This is a genomic window from Streptomyces sp. RKND-216, from assembly GCF_004795255.1.
Classification (GTDB): domain Bacteria; phylum Actinomycetota; class Actinomycetes; order Streptomycetales; family Streptomycetaceae; genus Streptomyces; species Streptomyces hazeniae.
Genome location: NZ_SSBQ01000001.1, coordinates 12,781 through 30,487, shown reverse-complemented (window position 1 = coordinate 30,487; position 17,707 = coordinate 12,781). Strand labels below are relative to the sequence as shown.

Annotated in this window: 25 protein-coding genes and 1 pseudogene; 1 reads left to right on the top strand and 25 read right to left on the bottom strand. The window is 72.8% G+C overall.

The genetic code is table 11. The features are described 5' to 3' along the window. The coding region (locus tag E4198_RS24720; RefSeq protein ID WP_168711330.1) for a hypothetical protein at nt 1–618 on the top strand (618 nt) is incomplete at its 5' end. A 202-nt stretch (nt 619–820) separates the two neighbouring features. On the opposite strand, the gene dnaN is transcribed toward E4198_RS24720, so the two are convergent. The 25 genes and pseudogenes from dnaN to E4198_RS00070 all read right to left on the bottom strand — a co-directional run bounded on the left by dnaN (nt 821) and on the right by E4198_RS00070 (nt 17,702). Beyond that, nucleotides 821–1,930 carry a DNA polymerase III subunit beta gene (gene dnaN, locus E4198_RS00180; RefSeq protein ID WP_136181316.1) on the bottom strand — a complete coding sequence of 370 codons (1,110 nt, stop codon included), beginning with the start codon at nt 1,928–1,930 and terminating at the stop codon, nt 821–823. An 88-nt stretch (nt 1,931–2,018) separates the two neighbouring features. Continuing rightward, a complete protein-coding gene (locus E4198_RS00175) occupies nt 2,019–2,543 on the bottom strand; it encodes a histone-like nucleoid-structuring protein Lsr2 (protein ID WP_136181315.1) in 525 nt (174 codons plus the stop codon). Next, complete coding sequence (locus E4198_RS00170) at nt 2,540–2,818, bottom strand: WhiB family transcriptional regulator (protein ID WP_136181314.1); 279 nt, start codon at nt 2,816–2,818, stop codon at nt 2,540–2,542. The genes E4198_RS00175 and E4198_RS00170 overlap by 4 nt, the downstream gene beginning before the upstream one ends. Continuing rightward, complete coding sequence (locus E4198_RS00165; protein ID WP_136181313.1) at nt 2,815–3,531, bottom strand: hypothetical protein; 717 nt, start codon at nt 3,529–3,531, stop codon at nt 2,815–2,817. Before E4198_RS00165 ends, E4198_RS00170 begins: the two co-directional genes overlap by 4 nt. Then, the gene (locus E4198_RS00160; RefSeq protein WP_136181312.1) at nt 3,528–3,923 is read right to left on the bottom strand and encodes a hypothetical protein; all 396 of its coding nucleotides are present in this window, start codon (nt 3,921–3,923) and stop codon (nt 3,528–3,530) included. The genes E4198_RS00165 and E4198_RS00160 overlap by 4 nt, the downstream gene beginning before the upstream one ends. Then, the gene (locus tag E4198_RS00155; protein ID WP_136181311.1) at nt 3,920–4,165 is read right to left on the bottom strand and encodes a hypothetical protein; all 246 of its coding nucleotides are present in this window, start codon (nt 4,163–4,165) and stop codon (nt 3,920–3,922) included. Before E4198_RS00155 ends, E4198_RS00160 begins: the two co-directional genes overlap by 4 nt. Nucleotides 4,166–4,257: 92 nt before the next feature. Further along, on the bottom strand, nt 4,258–4,470 hold the full coding sequence (locus tag E4198_RS00150) for a hypothetical protein (RefSeq protein WP_136181310.1): 213 nt from the start codon (nt 4,468–4,470) through the stop codon (nt 4,258–4,260). 92 nt (nt 4,471–4,562) lie between these two features. Next, the gene (locus E4198_RS00145; protein WP_136181309.1) at nt 4,563–5,291 is read right to left on the bottom strand and encodes a hypothetical protein; all 729 of its coding nucleotides are present in this window, start codon (nt 5,289–5,291) and stop codon (nt 4,563–4,565) included. A gap of 8 nt (nt 5,292–5,299) precedes the next feature. Next, the gene (locus E4198_RS00140) at nt 5,300–5,779 is read right to left on the bottom strand and encodes a hypothetical protein (protein WP_136181308.1); all 480 of its coding nucleotides are present in this window, start codon (nt 5,777–5,779) and stop codon (nt 5,300–5,302) included. A gap of 101 nt (nt 5,780–5,880) precedes the next feature. Then, nucleotides 5,881–6,762, bottom strand: a complete 882-nt coding sequence (locus E4198_RS24715) for a hypothetical protein (protein WP_168711329.1) — start codon at nt 6,760–6,762, stop codon at nt 5,881–5,883. A 73-nt stretch (nt 6,763–6,835) separates the two neighbouring features. Next, entirely contained in the window at nt 6,836–7,066 is a 231-nt protein-coding gene (locus E4198_RS00130) for a hypothetical protein (protein WP_136181307.1), read from the bottom strand. Nucleotides 7,067–7,187: 121 nt separating this feature from the next. Then, nucleotides 7,188–7,646 carry an NUDIX hydrolase gene (locus E4198_RS00125; protein WP_247597485.1) on the bottom strand — a complete coding sequence of 153 codons (459 nt, stop codon included), beginning with the start codon at nt 7,644–7,646 and terminating at the stop codon, nt 7,188–7,190. Nucleotides 7,647–7,740: 94 nt separating this feature from the next. Continuing rightward, nucleotides 7,741–7,902, bottom strand: coding sequence for a hypothetical protein (locus E4198_RS24710; RefSeq protein WP_168711328.1), 162 nt, complete (start codon nt 7,900–7,902; stop codon nt 7,741–7,743). An 83-nt stretch (nt 7,903–7,985) separates the two neighbouring features. After that, on the bottom strand, nt 7,986–8,345 hold the full coding sequence (locus E4198_RS00120) for a hypothetical protein (protein WP_136181305.1): 360 nt from the start codon (nt 8,343–8,345) through the stop codon (nt 7,986–7,988). A 106-nt stretch (nt 8,346–8,451) separates the two neighbouring features. Then, nucleotides 8,452–9,321 (bottom strand): DUF4097 family beta strand repeat-containing protein, encoded by an 870-nt coding sequence (locus tag E4198_RS00115; RefSeq protein ID WP_136181304.1) that lies wholly within the window; start codon nt 9,319–9,321, stop codon nt 8,452–8,454. A gap of 102 nt (nt 9,322–9,423) precedes the next feature. After that, on the bottom strand, nt 9,424–9,954 hold the full coding sequence (locus E4198_RS00110; RefSeq protein ID WP_136181303.1) for a hypothetical protein: 531 nt from the start codon (nt 9,952–9,954) through the stop codon (nt 9,424–9,426). A 115-nt stretch (nt 9,955–10,069) separates the two neighbouring features. Continuing rightward, the gene (locus tag E4198_RS00105; protein ID WP_136181302.1) at nt 10,070–10,450 is read right to left on the bottom strand and encodes a hypothetical protein; all 381 of its coding nucleotides are present in this window, start codon (nt 10,448–10,450) and stop codon (nt 10,070–10,072) included. Between the two features lie 91 nt (nt 10,451–10,541). Next, nucleotides 10,542–10,724, bottom strand: coding sequence for a hypothetical protein (locus tag E4198_RS00100; RefSeq protein WP_136181301.1), 183 nt, complete (start codon nt 10,722–10,724; stop codon nt 10,542–10,544). A gap of 37 nt (nt 10,725–10,761) precedes the next feature. Beyond that, on the bottom strand, nt 10,762–10,953 hold the full coding sequence (locus tag E4198_RS24705) for a hypothetical protein (protein ID WP_168711327.1): 192 nt from the start codon (nt 10,951–10,953) through the stop codon (nt 10,762–10,764). 26 nt (nt 10,954–10,979) lie between these two features. Further along, a complete protein-coding gene (locus tag E4198_RS00095) occupies nt 10,980–11,930 on the bottom strand; it encodes a hypothetical protein (RefSeq protein WP_136181300.1) in 951 nt (316 codons plus the stop codon). Nucleotides 11,931–14,470: 2,540 nt separating this feature from the next. Further along, nucleotides 14,471–14,653 (bottom strand): annotated as a pseudogene (locus E4198_RS00090) (DNA translocase FtsK); the annotation flags it as partial. A 157-nt stretch (nt 14,654–14,810) separates the two neighbouring features. Next, nucleotides 14,811–15,176 (bottom strand): RRQRL motif-containing zinc-binding protein, encoded by a 366-nt coding sequence (locus E4198_RS00085; RefSeq protein WP_136181299.1) that lies wholly within the window; start codon nt 15,174–15,176, stop codon nt 14,811–14,813. After that, on the bottom strand, nt 15,176–16,795 hold the full coding sequence (locus E4198_RS00080; protein WP_136181298.1) for an MAP7 domain-containing protein: 1,620 nt from the start codon (nt 16,793–16,795) through the stop codon (nt 15,176–15,178). The genes E4198_RS00085 and E4198_RS00080 overlap by 1 nt, the downstream gene beginning before the upstream one ends. Then, entirely contained in the window at nt 16,795–17,181 is a 387-nt protein-coding gene (locus E4198_RS00075; protein ID WP_136181297.1) for a hypothetical protein, read from the bottom strand. Before E4198_RS00075 ends, E4198_RS00080 begins: the two co-directional genes overlap by 1 nt. Continuing rightward, nucleotides 17,178–17,702: a hypothetical protein gene (locus tag E4198_RS00070; RefSeq protein WP_136181296.1), complete on the bottom strand. Its 525-nt coding sequence runs from the start codon at nt 17,700–17,702 to the stop codon at nt 17,178–17,180. The genes E4198_RS00075 and E4198_RS00070 overlap by 4 nt, the downstream gene beginning before the upstream one ends. Between the last annotated feature and the right edge of the window lie 5 nt (nt 17,703–17,707).

The following is a 17,707-nucleotide window of genomic DNA, read 5'->3' as shown; positions in this document are numbered from 1 at the left end:
TCCGAGGATTTCGTCACCCTCAACAAGGGCGCGCTGCTGGAGATCGCGCAGCAGCGCGAGCTACATCAGGTGGCGGGCTCTCCGAACTTCGCCCAGTGGGCTGCCGGGGTGCTGGACGTAGAGCCCAAGTACATCTTCGAGTTGCTTCAGGACGCAGCTCGTATCCGCGCGGTCAGCTCCCTGGGCGACGACGTGGCGCAGCTCCTGACGCGAGCGTCCGCGCGCAAAGTGGTGTCCGCCGTACTCAGGGAGCATGGGACAGACCGGGCGCGCGAGGTGGTCGAGGCGGGAGCGGCTGAGGCGAAAGCTCAGGGGAAGACGCGGCCGACAGCGGCCATGCTCTCGGGTGCGGCGAAGGCGCTGACGGCTCCGGCGATCCCGTCGGCGAGGTCAGAAATTTCTGACCTCCCAGGTGGCCAGCGGGAGCAGCCGGACAGCGTTGCCGAGCTGAGGGGGGCGGTGGGCGCCTTGCAGCGCGCGCATGCGGCTCTGGCGCCGTCCACGGTGAAGGATGCAGACGGAGAGCGCGCCGTGGAGGTGCTGGCGGAGGTGCGGGCACAGTTCGACAAGGTGGCGAAGCGCCTGACCGCCGCGGAGCGGTCCGTGGAGAGACCGTGAGCGTGCTGGGCGCCGAGGCACCTGAGGCGTAGCGAGGCCCCGACAGAGAGCCGTACAGGCTGTCTGTCGGGGCCTTCTTTATCGGGTGGGCTGACAGGGTTCACAGGGCGACGCCCGGAAAGTGAGGTCAGAAATTTCTGACCTCACTTTCCGGAATAAAGGCCGCACTTGCACCGAAAGGCGGCCCGTCACTGTGGCGGGGTCAGCTGGTGCGTACGGGCATGAGGAGGTAGCGCAGCGCCCTGTCGGGGGCGCCCTCGCCGTGGAGCAGCGCGGGTTTGACCGGGGTGGTGAAGTCGAGCTGGACGCGGTCGGTTCCGACGGCCTTGAGGCCGTCCAGGAGAAGGGTGGGGTTGAAGGCGATGTCGATGTCGTCGCCGGTGTGGGTGGCGTCAGTGGTGTCGATGGCTTGGGCGTCGTCGGTGGTGCCGGCCTGTGCGGTGACGCTGCCGTTGGTGAAGGAGAGGCTTACGGGGGTATTGCGGTCCGCGACCAGGGCGACGCGCTTGATGGCGGCCGTGAGGGCGTCGGTGTCGACGATGGCGGTCGCGGTGAACTCGGTGGGGAACAGCGCGTCGTAGTCGGGCAGCTTGCCCTCGAGGGTGCGCAGGGTGGTGCGGTGCTGGCCGGTGGTCAGGCCGATGGTGTGGTCGCCCTCGGGGAGGGCGAGGGTGACGTCGCCGTCGGCGGCCGCCATGCCCTTGGCGATGTCCTGGAGGGCCTTGGCGGGCGCGAGGACGCGGTGCACGGGGTGGTCGCCGTCGGTGGGCTTCCAGTCGATGGTGCGGACGGCGAAGCGGTAGCGGTCGGTGGCGGCCAGGGTGAGTGCGGTGCCGTCGAGACTGATCTGGATGCCGGTCAGGACGGGGAGGGTGTCGTCGCGGGAGACGGCCGGGGTGACTTGGGCGATGGCGTCGGCCAGGAGTCGACCAGAGACGGTGCCGGTCGGGGCGGGGAGGTCGGGCTGGGTCGGGTACTCCTCCAGCGGCAGCAGCGGCAGGGTGAAGTTCGCGGTGCCAGCCTCGAGGATGGCCTGGGTGTCGGTGGTGGTGAGGTGGACGTCCTGCCGGATCGTGCGGGTGATGTCGGCCAGGAGACGACCGGAGACGAGGGCCTGGCCGTGGTTGTGGACGTCGGCGGTCGCGGTGGCGGTCGCGGCGAGCTCGTAGTCGTACGCCGCGACGGACAGTTCGCCGTCCGTGGCGGTGAGCTTGACGGCGGCGAGGACGGGCACGGGCGGGCGGGCGGGGAGTGCGCTGGTGGCGAAGGCGACGGTGTCGGCGAGCTTGGTGTGGTCGATGGTGAGCTTCATGTGCTGCTCCTCGTGTAGGGGGAGTGGTGTGCGGGGCCCGGCCGGGCCGAACCGGTAAGGCGGTTCGGCCCCGGCCGGGAGAGCGCGGTCAGGCGCGGTTGCGGTAGGCGGTGATGAGGTGGCTGGGCAGCAGGCCGCGGTCAGCTACCTGGTGGCCCTGCGCGCGGGCCCACTCGCGGATGGCGCGGCGCTCCTCCCGGGTGCGGGCGCCGTCTCCGGCAGCGGCGGTCGCGGGCGCGGTTGTGCGGCCACCGGTGCGTACGGTGCGGAGCTTGGCTTCGGCGTCGGCGAGCTGCTTCTTCAGCGCGGCGACTTCCTCGCGGGCCTGGGCGATGGCGGTCTCCTCATGCCTCAGCTGCACCAGGTCGGTCAGGGCGCGGCGGGCGCGGGCGGCGAGATTGCGTGCCTTCTTCGTGTCGTGCTGCTCGCCCCAGGCGAGGGCCTCGATCAGGTCGCGCAGCGCGGTGCGGGCGTGCTCGCTGGTGGCGCCGGCGGCCTCTGCCAGGGCGGCGATCTGGCCGGTGCTCAGCCCGGTCTTGGCGGCGATGTCGGCGATCGGTCGGCCGTTCTGCAGGGCGGTGAGCGCGGCGGTGCGGGTGTCGGTGGTGGTCATGCGGCGTTGCCCTTCTCGCTGTTGGTGGTGAACTCGACGCGCAGCTCGTCACGGCGTTCGGGGGTGGTGGCGCCCCAGACGCCGTGGGTGGTCCAGGCGGGGTGATCCAGGGCCCAGGAGAGGCAGGCGGTGCGCAGCGGGCAGGCGATGCACAGGCGGCGGGCTCGGGTGATCGCGGTGCTGTCGGCGTCGAAGAACAGGTCCGGGTCGACGTCGTCGCGGCGGCACGGCTCGCGGCCGGTGAGCGGCGGGAACGGGGCAAGGCGGGTGGTCACTCGTCTGCCTCCTCGTCGTAGGCGGCGGCCACGGTCAGCGGCGTCACGATGTAGCCGGTGCACTCGGCGTCGTAGCCGGTGCACAGCTCCTCGGGCGCGTCCTCGCTGCTGTCGTCCGGCACCCAGTCGAGGATCACCTCGTCGCCGACCTCGCGGCGGACGTACGCCTCGCAGTGGGCGCGGGCGGCTTCGCGGGTGGTGTAGAGGCCCATGGCGATTGAGTCGTACGACGCGCGGTACACCGTGATTCCGGGCGCGGTGTCGCAGGCGGGTTCGCCGCGCCGGTCGGCCAGCCGCTCCCGCGCCCGGTCCCGCCCGACCGCGAACGCCCGCTCCACGCGGGCCAGCACCTGGGCGTCCGGCGTCTCCGGGTCGTAGTACGAGATCGCGGCGGGCGCCAGGTCGGACAGGAAGTCGCCCAGCTCGTCACCGAGCTGATGCACCCATGACGGGAGCGGTGCGGCCTCATGCTCGGCGACCTGGGCCTCCGCGTCCAGCAGCCGTCGCAGCACGACGGCCGTGCGGTCGCCCATCCAAGAGGTGAGGTTCGAGCAGTACAGGTCTTCGTTCTGCGAGGGGTGGTCGTGCTCACGCACGTCGCGGACCGACTCGGCAAGTTGCCGGAGCAGCCGGTCGGTGGCCGGCTTCGCGTCACCGATCAGGGCGGCAACGGCTGAGCAGGTCGGGGAGGGGGCGTGGGTGGTGTCGCTCATCGGGTTCCTCCTTCAAGGAGCGCGTCGACGGGGGTCCAGGAGTCGAGGCGGTACATCTCCAGGACCTCGATGAGGAGTTCGTCGGCCTGGCCGTCGGTGTCATCGTCGAGGGAGGTGACGCGGACGCGGGGCGGGGCGGCGAGGCGCTGGTGCACGGCGAGGCGGCGGGCCGGGGCGTCGTCGAGGGCGACGTCGGGGCGCAGGGACCAGATCTGGCCGGGGGCCGCCAGGAGGAGGGGGTCGCCATCGGTGCCGCGCTCGCAGGCGAGGCGCAGGGCGGTGGAGGGCGGGAGGTGGTCGGCGTGGGCGATGGCGTCGGCGTGCTGCTGGAGTACGGCGGCGGCGGTCGCGGGGCCGAGGATCACGTCGAGGGGGAGGACGTCGGCGCTCATGCGGCGGCACCTCCCCGGCGGGGCTGGGTGCCGGCGCACAGGACGAGAGCGGCGGCGTCGCGACGGGTGTACTCGGTGCTGGCGGGGTTTCCGCAGCTCCAGCAGTCGGCTTCGTCGCCGGCCCAGGAGACGGCGCAGGGGGCGCACAGGTAGCTGCGGGTGAGGGAGGGAAGGGTGCGGCGCTGGCCGATGCTGCGGATGATGGCGGCGGCCTGCGCCGGGGGGTGGGTGAGCTGAGCCATGATGGTGGGGCCCTCTCGTGTCGGTGATGCGGGTTGGGTGGGCCCGGGACGGCCGGTCTGCTTGGCGGTAGTGCGGTCGTCCCGGGGCGCAGTCAGACGGTGTGCCTGCTGCTGACCGTGATGGCGGCCAGGTCGACCTGGGCGCCGCGGCGGTGCCGGATCGCGTCGGCGCTTATGGCGTCGAGCGCGGCCTGCTGCCTGGCTTCGGCCGAGACGCGGAACGCGGTCTCGGGGTACGTGAACACCTGGACGCCGTGCTGCTGCTCGGCGGTGAGCGTGGGGATGGTGATCTCCCACCAGGTCATGGCGTCCACCTCCTTTGTGTGTCGGGTTGGCCGGGCGGCTGTCCGGCTCCCCTCACCGCCCGCGTGCGGGGTCGGGCGGATCGGGCAGCGCGTCAGTCGCCGGCGGCGCGGGCGCGGGCGGCGGCGGCCAGGAGCGCGGCGTGGACCTGGTCCTCGCGGCGGGCCAGCGCGTCGTTCCAGGCGGAGACGGACCAGGCGCCGGTCACGGCGCACAGGTGACCGTTGGCGCGGGTGGCGGTGCGGCGGGTGCCTGCGCCGTCGGCGATGAGGTCGCGTTCGGCGCCCAGGACGCAGCTGCCGGTCGCGGTGTGCAGCGCGTGCTGGGACCAGCCCGCGACCTGCAGGCGGTCGGAGGTGGCCTTGAGGAAAGCGCTCGCCGTCGGCCGCGGGACCGCCTCGAGTTCGGCGGGTCGGGCGGTGCCGGGCAGGGCGGTGCCGAACACCATCTGCCAGCCGATCGCGAGGGCCTCGCGGGTGAGGACGGCGGTGGCACAGGCTGCGGTCTTCAGCAGCCACCAGGCAGCGCGCCCGGCCCACCGGCCGCCGACGGCGGCGCCGCGCCGTACCGCCTGCACGGCGGGGGAGGGGGAGCGCGGGTCGGGCGCCGCGGGGCCGGTGGCGATGCCGGCCTGCGCGATGAGGACGCCGGTTGTCGGCAGGCCGAACGGCCGCCCAGTGCCGGGGGCGTCGTCGGCGAGGGCGTCGGCGAGTTCCTGGGCGAGGGCGTCGGCGAACACGGCGTCGACGGCGGTGGCGAGCGCTTTCTCGGAGCGGAACGTGCGCGGCACGGCCGGGGCGAGCGTGGTTGTCATGGCGGTCATCACCCGGGTCACTTGGTGGCCGCGATGAGCGCGGCCACCGTCTCGCAGGTGTGGTGCCATGCCTGGTCCAGCGCGTAGGAGCCGTTCATGCCGTGGCCGGCCAGCCGGTAGAAGTTGCCCTTGCCGGTGGCGTCGGCGACGCGCTGGAGGAGGCCGCCGGGGACGCGGCGGTCGGCGGCGTAGTGGGTCAGGCCGGAAACCGCGAGCGCGGCGGCGGTCGCGCCGGGGTGCAGCCGGAGCCCCAGGACACGGGAACCGATGAGGAGGGCGGCAACCTGGGTGGCGGTGTAGGTGGTGCAGTGCCAGGCGCAGGCCTTCCGGCCAGCGGCGGTGCCGTGGGTGGTGCCGTCGTCTGCGGTGACCGGCGCGGCGTTCGTGGCGCCCTTGGTGCGGGCGCAGTGGTCGGACTGGATCCAGTGGTCGCCCAGATCGGCGGCAGCCCGCATCAGGGCGTAGAGGGCGGCGAAGCGCGCGGCGCGAGCGTGCATCAGGAGTCTCCTGTTCGGTCGGGTGCTGCGGGGAGGGAGGGGCCCTGGGGCGGCCTGTCGTGTCCTTGGCCGGGATGGCGGCCGCCCCGGGGCGGGGGCTGTCAGAAGGGCGGTTCGTCGCTGTAGGAGGCGGGCGCGGGCAGCGGCGTGAGCGCCGGGGCGGGCCAGTTGCCGTCCTCGTTGAGACCGGGCCGGTCGGCGGCCCGGCACGCGGGGGTGCAGTAGTCGCCGCTGTGGTGGAAGGGGGCGCCGCACAGCACGCATTCGTTCTCGTCCGGCTCGTCGGGCTCCGGGCGGCTGTCGCCGTAGCGGCAGGTGCTGCATTCGGCGGTGGTGCCGGCGGTCCAGACCCACCAGCAGGGGCCGGGGCAGCGGGAGGCGGCGGTGCATCCGCAGTCGACGCAGTCCATGTCCGCGGCGGTTGGGGTGATGCGGCCGGTGATCTCGTCCAGGAACGGCCAGAGCCGCTGGCCGGTGGGCCCGTACTCGAAGGCGTAGATGACGAGGTGCACGGCATTCGCGGCGGCGGACAGGGCGTGGCGGTGGGCGCCAGGCCAGTTGTTGCGCAGTTCCTCGGGGGTGAGCTGGACGGGGAAGTCGGTGTACGGATCTCCGTCGCGGGTGGTGATGAGGACCGGGGCGTCGGTCGCTCCGGTGCGGGGGTCGTGGGCGGCGACCATCAGCTCGGCGCTGACGGCGGCGGCCTTGATCCGCTGGCACAGGTCGCGGTCGGCGGTGAAGACCTCGAGGGCGGCGCGCTGCTCCCACCACAGGCCGTCGGCGCCGGTGCCCCTCTCGCCGGGCTGTGAGCAGGTGGTGACCAGCCCGGCCTGGTTGGCGGCGGTCAGGGACGGGATCAGCGGGAGGGTCTCGACATCGAGCTGGTGGCCGGCCTCCAGCTCGCGGACGGTCAGGTCGGCGAGGTCGGCGAGGGTACGGGCGCCTTTGAAGCGCCGGCGTTCGGCTCGGGGTGCCCAGGGCATCAGCCGCACGATCAGGGTCCTCTCTGCGGGTGGGGTGCCGCCCGGTGTTCGGGCCGGGCGGCACCCGCTCGGATCAGTCGGTCTTGTGCTCCAGGAGCTGGCGGCGGACGTACTCGCGGCCGTAGCCGATCGCCTCGCACGCCTGGGCCTGGAGCAGCTCGCCGCCGTCGATGGCGGCGGCCACCTCGTTCCAGAAGTCGCAGTCGGCCTGCGTCTTGGTCTCGTCCCGCCGGGTTTTGGCGGCGGCGAGGCGCTGCTGGGCCGCGGCGACGCTGTCGGGGTGAGGGCTCTTCTTCGGGGCCATATCGTGCTGCTCCTTCGGATCGGGGAGGATGGAGGTTCTCCTCCTGCTCCGGTTGGAGCGGTTGGGAGGGCCCGGGGCGGCCGGCCGTGTCCTTGGCCGGGATGGCGGCCGCCCCGGGGCGTCAGCGGCCCGTGTCGTTCTGTGCAGCGAACTCGCTGTCGGAGCCGCCGGCGACCTGTTGGCGCCATGCGGCGTGCACGATCTCGTTGTGGTCGAAGGCGAGGTCGCCGGGGGCGTCCAGCGGCATCCACTGCACGGCGGCGGCATCGTCCCCGGCCTGCGCGGTGGTGTTGGCGGGGACGGAGACGGAGTAGGCAACGGTGACGTACCGGCCGCGCGGGTCGCGGTCCGGGCCGTCGTAGACGCCGACCAGGGTCAGCTCGTCCTCGCGGACCTGGACTCCGGTCTCCTCCAGCAGTTCCCGTGCGGCGGCGGTCCGGGAGGTCTCGCCCGGGTCCACGTGCCCGCCCGGCAGAGCCAACTGACCCTGGTGCGGCGGCCACCCTCGTTCGATCAGCAGCACGCGGCCCTCGATGTCGATGACCAGAACGTCAGCGGTGTATCGGATGGACTCGGTCACGGTGTCGCCTCTCTGCCAGCCCTGGTGGGGCCGACTCGTGTGGTGCGGGATAGGCGAACCGGAGCGGCCGCCCGTGGGTGTCAGCGATGGGTGGTCAGAACCAGCTCCACGACCGCCGCTCCCTGGCGTGCAGCTCGAGGTGTTCCTCGCACTGCTTGCAGGGCTCCTTCTTGCCGAAGGCGCTGAAGCCGAAGAGGTCCTTGTGCAGTTCGGCGTGCTCCAGGCACTGCTGGCACTGCTTGTCGTCCTTGGGCATCGGGTTTCTCCTCTCGGTGCGGTGCCGGGCTGTCCCGGCTCCCCGCCCGCCCCCGTGGTGGCCGGGGGCGGACAGGCAGCCGGTCAGTCCCGGCCGTTGGGCTGCTGTCGCAGCCACGCCGACGCAGCCGACTCCAGAGCCGACACGTCCCCGTGGAGCGGGGCGGTGTCGATGGTCCGCATGACCTCGGCCGGGTCGATGCGCCGCACGAACGCCGGCGGCGCGTGGAGCCGCTCACCCGAGGAGATGACTCGCACTGGTACTGACCGGCCGTAGTGGGCTTCCTCGACGTCGGTGGGCGAGTGCACGTCCACCCGGCACACGACCGTGTGGTCCTCGGCGCCGGTCAGGTACGCCTCAGGGTCGCGGTACAGCAGCAGGTCACCGTCCTGGAACTGCGCGGCGCGCTGGGGTGTGTTGGTGGCGTTTCCGTGTTCGGGCATGTGGGTCTCCCCTCGTAGTGGGTGGTGGTGCGGCTCTCGCGGGGAGCCGGGCCTGGCCCGGCTCCCCGCCCGCCCCCGTGGTGGCCGGGGGAGGACAGGCAGCCGGTCAGCGGCGGCGGCGCACGCCGGTGGTGCCGGGGCGGGGGCGCGGGGTGCGGACGCGGCCGGACATGCTGCTGGTCTGCACGTCCAGGTCGTCGGCGAGAGCGGCGTCGGTGGCGGTGACGTCGATGTCGCCGGACATAGTGCGGGCGGCGAGGTTGCCGCCGGCGGTGGCGTGGACGCGGATGTCACCCGACATCGTGTTGAGCTTCGCGGTGCCGCCGAAGTCGCCGATGGTGATGTCGCCGGACATGGTCTTGCCAGTGACGACGTCGGTGCGCTCCAGGCGGATGTCGCCGGACTGGGTGGAGGCCTCGATGGTGCCGGCGCGGCCGACACGGACGTCGCCGGACTGGGTGTTGGCGCCGACCGTCTTCAGGCTGCCGAAGGTGTCGACGTCGGCGGATTGGGTGCGCGCGGCCACGCTGCTGCCCTGGGGAACAGTGGCGGTGACCTCGATGGGAGAACTGCCACCAACGGAGACCACGTTCCCGCCGGACACGACGCGTCCACCGACGATGACGACGTCGCTGCCGTTGACGACGTTCCCGACCACGGAGTTGCCGCCGATGATGACGCCGGAGTTGTGAGTGAACTGCATGCGGTGACCGCCGCCGGTGACGATGGTTCCGCCACTGCTGATGCCGCCGTGGCCCTCGATGCGAGCGCTGATGCTGTCCTTGTGCTGCTTGAGGGCGGCGTCGCGCACGGCGTCGGCGGCCGGGCCGGACTCGTCCGGGGTGGAGATGGTGAGGGTGGCGCGCTTGCAGCCTGCTTCGGCGTGGACGGTGACGCGGCCGCCGTGTCCGAGCAGTGTGGCGTCGATGGTGACGGGGCCGTCGTTCGCGGCGGCGATGCTCCGGGTGGTCGTCACGAGGGGTTTCTCCTTCTTTCGTCGAGTGGTGCGCGTGGGTGGGGAGGGCCCGGGGCGGCCGGCCGTGTCCTTGGCCGGGATGGCGGCCGCCCCAGGGCGGCGTCAGACCTGCTTGTCGCCCAGCTCGCGGGCGGCGCGGTAGACGTGGTCAGCGGCGGTTCCGAACGCGGCGGACGGCTCCGGATCACCGCTGGCGCGGTAATTCACAGCGAGGGTGAACAGCAGGTCGCCAGCCTCCGCAAGGACGCGGCTGTCCTGGATGGCGATGCGCACGTCGTCGTTGTCGGCGCCGTTGTCGAGGTCGCTCGCCAGGCCGCGCAGCACGCACGCGGCCAGGTGGGCGGGATCACCGTCGGTGGTGCCCGGGTCCAGCGCATCGGAGACGGAGGTGAAGAGGCCCTCGACGAACCGGGAAGCGCCGAAGAGGGCAAACACCGCGACGGTGAAGGCGCCGTCGTTCAGCTGCGCCCAGGCCGGGCCGAGGTTGCCGATCGAGGTGACCGCGAGACCGATCATCGCGAGGAAGGCGAGGTGGTCGATGAGGTCGGCGACGCGGGGGAGCGCCTCGGCGGTGATGCGCCGGACTTTGAAGCCGCGGCCGGTGGCGGGGCTGGCGGTGGTGGTTGCGAGCACGGAGTTTCCCCTCTCTGCCGGCCCCGAGTGGGGCCGACACCTTCATGATGCCTACTTTTTATGGGCCTGTCTAGCATGTGCCTATATTTAGTTTGCTTACTTGTGTTGGTGCTGGTCAGGCGGCCTCGGTGACCGGCGTGCCGTGTGCGGAGACGGTGGCGTGGGCCGCGATCGAGACCAGTGCGGCGGTCTCCCGCGCGGAGACGGCGGCGTCCTGGAGCCGGTCGGCGAGCGGCCGGTGGCCGTGCGCGCGGGCTGCGTCGGCGAGGGCCTGGAGGTAGAGCGCGCCGTCCAGCTGCTCGCCGCGCAGGTCGATCAGTCCGGGCTGGTAGGCCAGTTCGTCGGCCAGGCGGGCGGCGCCGGCATGGTGCACGAGGGCGCGGCCGGTGAGGCGGACCGTCTGGTCGCGCAGCAGGGCGGCGACGTCTTCGGTGGTGTCGTAGGCGGCGGTCTTGCCCTGCAGGCGGGCGATGAGGTCGGTCAGCACGTTCGGCACGGTGTGCTCCTTCGGTGTCGAGTGGTGGGGCCGGGGTGCCCCCGCCGGTCCCGGGTCGCCGTGGCTGCCCGGGGCCGGCGGCAGCGGCCGGTCAGCTGCCGGAGGCGGTGGCGGTCGGACTCGGCTGCGGGCGGGGGCCGTCGGAGGTCGCGGCGTCGCCCTGGCCGCCGATCCAGATGCCGGCTGCGAGGGCGGCGACGGCGGTGATGACGACCTTGTTGCGGGCCCACCAGGTCGGGCCGGGCGGCTCGGAGATGACGTACTTGACGCCCATGGGCGCTCCTTCGGGGTCGGTGGTGCGGTGGCGCCGGTCAGAGCTGGATGCTGCCGACCCAGCCGGTCAGTTGGGCGAGGCCGGAGTCGAGGTTCGGGGCGATGGAGGTGGAGGCGAGGTAGTAGCCGAACAGGGCGGTGGTGGCGGCGTGCCACCAGCGCATGCCGCCCTTGCGCACCAGCAGGACGACGGCCAGGGCAAGGAGCAGGATCGGGGCGATGGTCAGCACGGCGGGGTTCCTTCCTCGAGGGCCGGTCAGTTGGGGTTGTTCTGGACGTTGCCGATACGGCCGGTGTTGGCGACGCTGCTGTGTCCTCGCCCTGCGGTGGCGCGGCCGATCTGGTCGGTGAGGCGGCTGGCGTGGGCACTGGCGCCGTTGTTGACGACGTCCCCGACGACGCCGCCGCGGTTGACGACACCGCCGCCGGGGGGCGTCGCGTCCTGCCCGGCCGGGTTCGGGGCGCCGGCGGCCGTGGGGGAGCACTCGGTGCAGGAGATGGCGGTGCCGGGGATGCGCCGGGAGTCGTTGCACACCAGGCAGCGCGGGCCGCGCTGCGGGGCGGGGATGCCGTAGGCCTTGCGGTACTTCGCGTACGACGGCACCTTCGGCCCTTGCTCCTTGGCTGGCTGCTTCGGGGCGGGCGGCGGCGGGTCCTGGGGGATTCCGCCGGCCTGCCACGTCCAGGCGGTGCGCAGCGCGGCGGCGAGTGGGGCGCAGGTGACGTTGATCGCGCGCTTCTTCGCCTTCTTGACGGGGCGGCGGATCGCGGCCCGGGTGCGGGTCTTGGCGCGGCGGGAGGCGAATTTGGCGGCGTAGGTGTAGCCGGCCTTCAGGTCGCCGGCGTAGTCGATCGGCGGCGGGGGCTCCTCGCCGAATCCGGCGTCGGTGATCCACCGGGTGTCGGGGTCGGGGTCGCACCAGGAGACCAGGCGGGTGTAGGCGGTGAAGTGGCCGACATCGATGGCCATCTCGCCCCAGGTGTGGCCGGTGGGGCAGGTGACCTGCACGGAGGGGTCGACGGCCTCGTGGAAGGTCAGGGTGAGGTTGGTGTCGGCGAGGCAGGCCGGGCAGACGACGTCGTGGGCGATCCACACGGTGCGCAGCTCGTGGGCGGGGTCTTGCTCGATGTAGCGGAACTTCCGGGCGGCGATCACCAGGTGGCGGCCGGAGCCGGGGTCGTTGGCCCGGATCGGGTCGTGGTTCATGATCACTCCAGAGGGCGCGGGGAGGGCTGGAACCGGGGTGGAACCCGGGGGAACCGCAGGTCAGCGGGCCGGAACGGTGGGGGAACCGGGGGTGTGGGACCGGAACCGGGTTCCGGTCGCGGGGTGGGGTTCCGGCCCGGTTCCGGGCCGGTTCCACCTCGCTGACCTGCGGTTCCATTACGATTCCGGCGGCCGGATCAGGCCTCGTCGAGGGGCTCGCCGGTGATGGCCTTGAGGTCGCGCAGTCGGTAGCCGCGCGGGTGCTTCTTGCTGTACTTCTCCAGCGGCCAGCTGCGCCCGGTCGGCTGGAGCACGGCGGTGATGGCCTTGCGCAGCGCGTCGGTGCGGGCCGGGACGCGGCCGTCGGCGCCGTCCTCCTCGTCGGCCTGGTCGGCGTCGAACTCCTCGAGGGCCCAGCGCTGCGGGTCGGCGGTGCCGAGCGCGTCGGCCAGGTCCTCCTGGGACATGCCGGCCGGGTCGCCGGCGTCGGCGAAGACCTGGCGGATGGTGGCGATCAGGGCCGGGACACTGTCGGCGGCCTCGTCCTGGGCGCCGGTCGCGTGCCGCTCGGCGCAGGCCTGCATGATCTGCTCCAGGGTGATGGAGGACAGCGCGGCGGATTCGGCGTCCAGCTCGACCAGGCCGGCGGTCAGGCGTTCCTCGGCGCGGCGGCGCAGTTCGTCGTGGGAGGCGATGGAGCCGCGGTAGGGGATGGGCTCGCAGTAGGTGGCGCCGGCCATGACGTAGGCGACGGAGGCGTCGTTGATCTGGTCGCCCATGGCGGGGATGAGGCGGTCGGGGCGCCATCCCTCGGCCATCGCTCCGGCCCCCATGATCTGGGTGATGTCGTCGGTGTCGCAGGCGGCCATGACCTGAACGGGCAGCTCGACGACCCAGGTGTTTTCCTTGATCTTCTCCTTGGTGACGCCCTGCCCGGCGATCACCATCGTCACGTCCGACTTGGCGGTGGTGATGGCCATTTCGGCGAGCATGCCGTCCAGGTCCCAGGTGACCTTGCGGCCTTCTTCGTCGAGGTAGCCCTGGCGGCTGGCGCGCACGAGCGCCGGGAACTCGTCCACCTCGATCTTGATGCCGGGCCGGTCCGGGCGGGTCTCCCAGTTCTCCACCATGCCGAGCTGGTCGAACAGGCCGGTGCGTCCCTTGCCGACCGCGAGCGCCCAGGACAGCACCATGTGCGCTTCCTGCGGGGTGGTGGCCACCGCGTGCATGCAGCGCCGCATCGCGCCGAAGCCGCTGCCGCCGCCGCCGAGGTCGATGCCGATGACGATCTGGTCGGTGGTCGCGGTCAGCGCGTCGGTCAGGCCGCGCAGCAGCGTCGACTTGCCGGACCGGGACTTGCCGACCATGTTGGCGTTGGTGCGGCACAGCGGCAGGGCCAGCGGGCGGCCGGACATGTCGGCGCCGATCTGCGCGGTGTGCAGCTGGGCGGTGGAGACGGAGTGGGGTGCGCGGTAGGGCAGTTCGGGCACGGCCTGCCACTGGTTCTCGCCGGGGACGCGGATGACGCACTCGTTGCGGGAGGCGGCGGACTGCTGGAGCAGGATGCTGCCGGTGCGCACGCCGGGCAGGCAGGCCTCCAGGGTGTCCAGGCCCTTGGAGATTTTCTCCGGGGTCATGCGGTCCAGCCAGACGTGGACCTCGAAGCCCCACGGGTGGGGGTCGACGCGCAGCGCGGACAGGCTCGCGCTGAGGTCCTCGGTCAGGGCCTGGCGCATCATCTGCTCGAACATGCGCGGGGTCATGCCGGGCTCGACGCGCTGGGGTACGCCGGCCTCGATCTGCTCCAGGCGCTCCAGCTGCTCCTCGGTTAGCTCCACGTCCTTCCCGGCGCGGGCGGCGACACCGAGGTTGAGGACCAGGGCTCCGAGCAGGCCCCAGATGTCGGCGTAGCCGAGGGCGGCGGCGTCGACGAGGGCGAAGGGCCCGTACATCACGGCGGCGCGCCCGGCGACGAGCTTCTGCGCCTTCTTCTTCGCGGCGCCGGCGACCATGACGGCCTTGGCGGCTTCCTGCTGGGACTGGGCCGCGGCGGCGTGCTTCTTCTTGCGGTCCAAGATGGCGACGCCGGCGCGGCGGGCTTCCTTCTTCGCTTCCTTGGTCATGGTCAGGGCGAGGGCCATGTCGGCGCGGGCCTTCATGCCCTCGATGCCGATGACCCACTGGCGGGCGCGGCGCTCGCCGCGGAGGGCGGCGGGCACGATGCCGTGCGGGGTGGTCTGCCGGGCGGCGAACTTGCGGGCGCCGCGGCGGGTGCGGGTGGCGAGGTAGGAGCGGTGGTTGGCGCGGCCTTCGCGGGTCTTGAGCCGGGGGTCGATCCAGGGCCGGTCGCCTTCAGCGTCTTCGGGCAGGTCCCAGCCGGAGTCGTCGTGGGCGGGGAGGACGGTGCCCTCGATCACCTCGCCCGGGTCGTCGGTCTTGGCGGGCCTGGGCAGCTCAATGACGTCCGCGCCGTCGGCGGGGTCGACGTTGGCCTGGTCGTAGTCGACACCGGCGAAGTGCGGTCCGAGGTCGGCGACGTGGCGGACCAGGACGTCGCGGGCCTTGGAGCCCTTGGCGGGGCCGACGACCTCGAGGTGCTCCAGGGCTTCCATGACGCGGGTCGCGGCCTCGAAGCCGATGCGCAGCTTGCGCTGAAGCATCGAGGGGGAGCCGAACTGGGTGGAGACCACCAGCTCGGCGGCCTCGCGCAGCAGGTCGCCGTCGGCCGGGGCGGTGCTCACGTGCTCCTGAATCTCGGTCATGCTGGTGACGCCTCCTCATGTGGGTGGTGGCGCGGGACGGGGAGCCGGGCATCGCTTTGGTCGGTTGAGGCCGGCGGCCCCGTCGCGCGTCGTTGAGTTGTGGGTCGTGCCGGGGTGTTCAGGCGGCGGTGGTGTAGCAGTCGTTGCAGGCGCCGAACCGGCGCGGGATCTGGTAGTCCTGCTCGCGCCCGCAGTCCGGGCAGACGCGGCGGGCGCGCAGCGCCGCGGTGATCGCGGCCCACTTCGCCGGGGTCATCGGGCGGACGGGCTTGGCCTGGTCGATGCGGTACAGGGCGGCGAACTTGTCCTCGCCGCCGGAGCGCCAGCCGAGTTGTGCGGCGGCCGGCTGTCCGCCGGGGCGCAGGCCGCGGGCCCGCAGCTGGCGCTTCGTGGCGAGCCCTTCGGGGGCGGTACGCCAGCCGAACGTCGGCTTGCCGTACCGGTCCCCGTCCGGGTCGTCGTAGCGGATGCTGAAGCGGGGCATCACGCGGCCTCACCGGTACGGACCGCGTGCAGCCCGCCCTTGCCGTGGGCCTCGAGGGCTGCGGTGCGCCGGTCGTAGGCCCAGGAGCGGCCCGGGGCAACGGCCTTCTTGTCGGTCGTCTTCCGGCGTGCGTGGGCCTCGTCGCGGATCTCCTGCCAGGTCACCTCGCCGGACGTCCGCAGGCGGGTCAGCGCCCACTCCTCCAGGGCCTTCTTCTCGTCCGCGGCTGCGGCCGTGGCGGACCGCTTCGCGGTCTCCTTCGCGGCGTTCTTCGCGCCCTTGGACAGCGTCCGCACGGGCGGGGCCGGGCGCGGCTTACGTGTACGCGCGGGCGCGGTTTCGCGGGCGCGCGCGGACGGGGGGACAGACGGGGCAGCCTGCGACGATGCACTCTGCGTGAGGGGCCGCCCCAGGTGGTCCAGGAGGCCGCTCACGGACGTTTCCGGAGATCGTGTGGGGGGGGTTGTGCCCCCGTTTGCGGCCACCTTCACGGACGCGTCAGCGGACGTCTCACCGGTGCCCGCGAACGGCTTTCCGGTGAGCGTGGCGGACGCCTTCAGGCGGTCGGTGCGGACGGCGCGCAGCCGGTTCAGGACATCGGCCAGGCGGCCCTCCGCGTCCACCCGCAGCTCCAGCAGATCAGCGGAGAGCAGCGCCATCAGCTCCGGGTCCATCTCGCCGTCGCCGGCACCCTCGTGCACGGCGTACGCGGCCTGCCACGCGGCCAGCTCGGTCAGCTCACCCGGCCCGGCGATCGCCCGAAGCTGCTTGGCGGTGTGCCACACGTCGGGGTAGAGCTTCTTGCACCGCTCCCGCCACGCCTTCAGTTCCGACTTGGCCTCGCGGTCAGCCTTGCGCTGCGCCTTGTACTCGCCATGCCGGCCGACCTGCACCAGCTGCCACACCGCGATCGGGATGACGGAGGAGGCTGCGAGGACGGAGCCGAGCAGCAGCCCGTACTCCTCGCCGCCGACGTGGTCGCCGTGCAGGTAGTTCACCCACGCGGCCATCCCGGCGAAGCTGTAGATGGCGACCCGGTACGGCCACGGCGAGCGCCGCTGCTTCATGGCCTTGGCTTCGCCGGCGGTCGCCGCCCATGCGGAGCACTCCAGCATTACCGGGAGCAGGGCGATCAGCAGGCCGCCCATCCAGCCCATCGCGTCTTCGCCGGCGATGCCGGTCGACGACAGCGACCCGGCCTGCGAGATGAGGGCGGGCACGATGCTGCACGCCATCACCGCGAGCGCGGCCGCGAGGTCCAGGTGCTCACTGACCCAGCCCGGCACCGACTTGATGAACGCCGCCCGGCGCTCGCGCCGCTCCCGGCGCTTGCGGTCGGCCTCGCGCTTGCGCTCCTTCTCCGCCTGCGCGCGGGCCTTGCGGTCGGCCTCTTCCCGCTCGCGCTGCGCCTGTTCGGCGGCCTGCCGGTCGGCGCGGTCCTGCTCCCGGCGCTTGTCCTCGGCCTCCTGGGCGAGCCGCTCCCGCTCGAGCTTCTGCTCGGCGGCCAGCCGATCCCGCTCCAGCTTCGCCTGCTCGGCGGCGAGGCGATCGGCGCGGTCCTGCTCCCGCTCGGCGGCCCGGTCGTCGCGCTTCGCCGCGCGGAACTCCGTGATGCTCATCAGCTGTTACCTCCAGCCGGGGCGGGGGCGGACGGGGCGAGGTGGAAGAGGCCGGCGACCGTCGCGAGGACGGCGGCGAGGACGAGGCGGGTGCCGACGTCGGGGGTGAGCCCGGCGAGCCAGGCGCCGCCGGCGACCGCGAGGGGGATCTGCATCCAGCCGATGTCGGCGATCAGGCGGGTCAGGGCGATGCGGGCGTCCATGACCGGTCCGGCGCCACGGGCGTCGAGGACGGCCAGGACGGCGAGGGGGAGCGCGATCAGCGCGCGCTGCCACCAGGAGGCCTGCAGGCCCAGGGCCCAGGCGATGCCGAAGGAGATCAGGCCGGTGCAGGACCAGGTGGTCACTAAGGCCTGTCGGCGGATACGCGTGACGTTGATGCTCATGCGGCCCGCACCTCCAGGACGACGTCGTCGGCGGTGGTGCGCGGCAGGCGGGTGACGGTCGCGGCCTCGCCGGTCTCGGCGAGGTGCTCGTACGCGTCGAAGTCGCTGCTGGTCCAGGTGGCGGGGTCGCCGTGGGAGCGGCGGAAGTCGAGCGCGCTCACCTCGCCCTGCTCCTGGTCGACGTCGGCGGCCTGCCCGGTGGCGGCGAGCGCGATGTCGAGCTGGTCGAGGTCGGCCGGGTCGGTGAGGACGGCCGGGTCGGTGTCGTCGCCGGTGTCACGGCGGAAGACGTTGCCGGCGACCAGCAGCAGCCAGTCCAGCTTCAGCACCCGGCGGTCCAGGACCTCCAGGGAGCCGGCGAGCTCGGTCCACACCTCGGAGGCGAGGTCCTCGGCTCGGTGCCAGTCCACTCGCTTGGCGAACCAGCGGGTGAGGGCGGCGGCGTGACGCTCGTACGCGGCGGCCAGCAGATCCGTGGCGGACTCCCGCGGCTGAACCGGAGTTGCGATGATGGCGTTCACGGGTC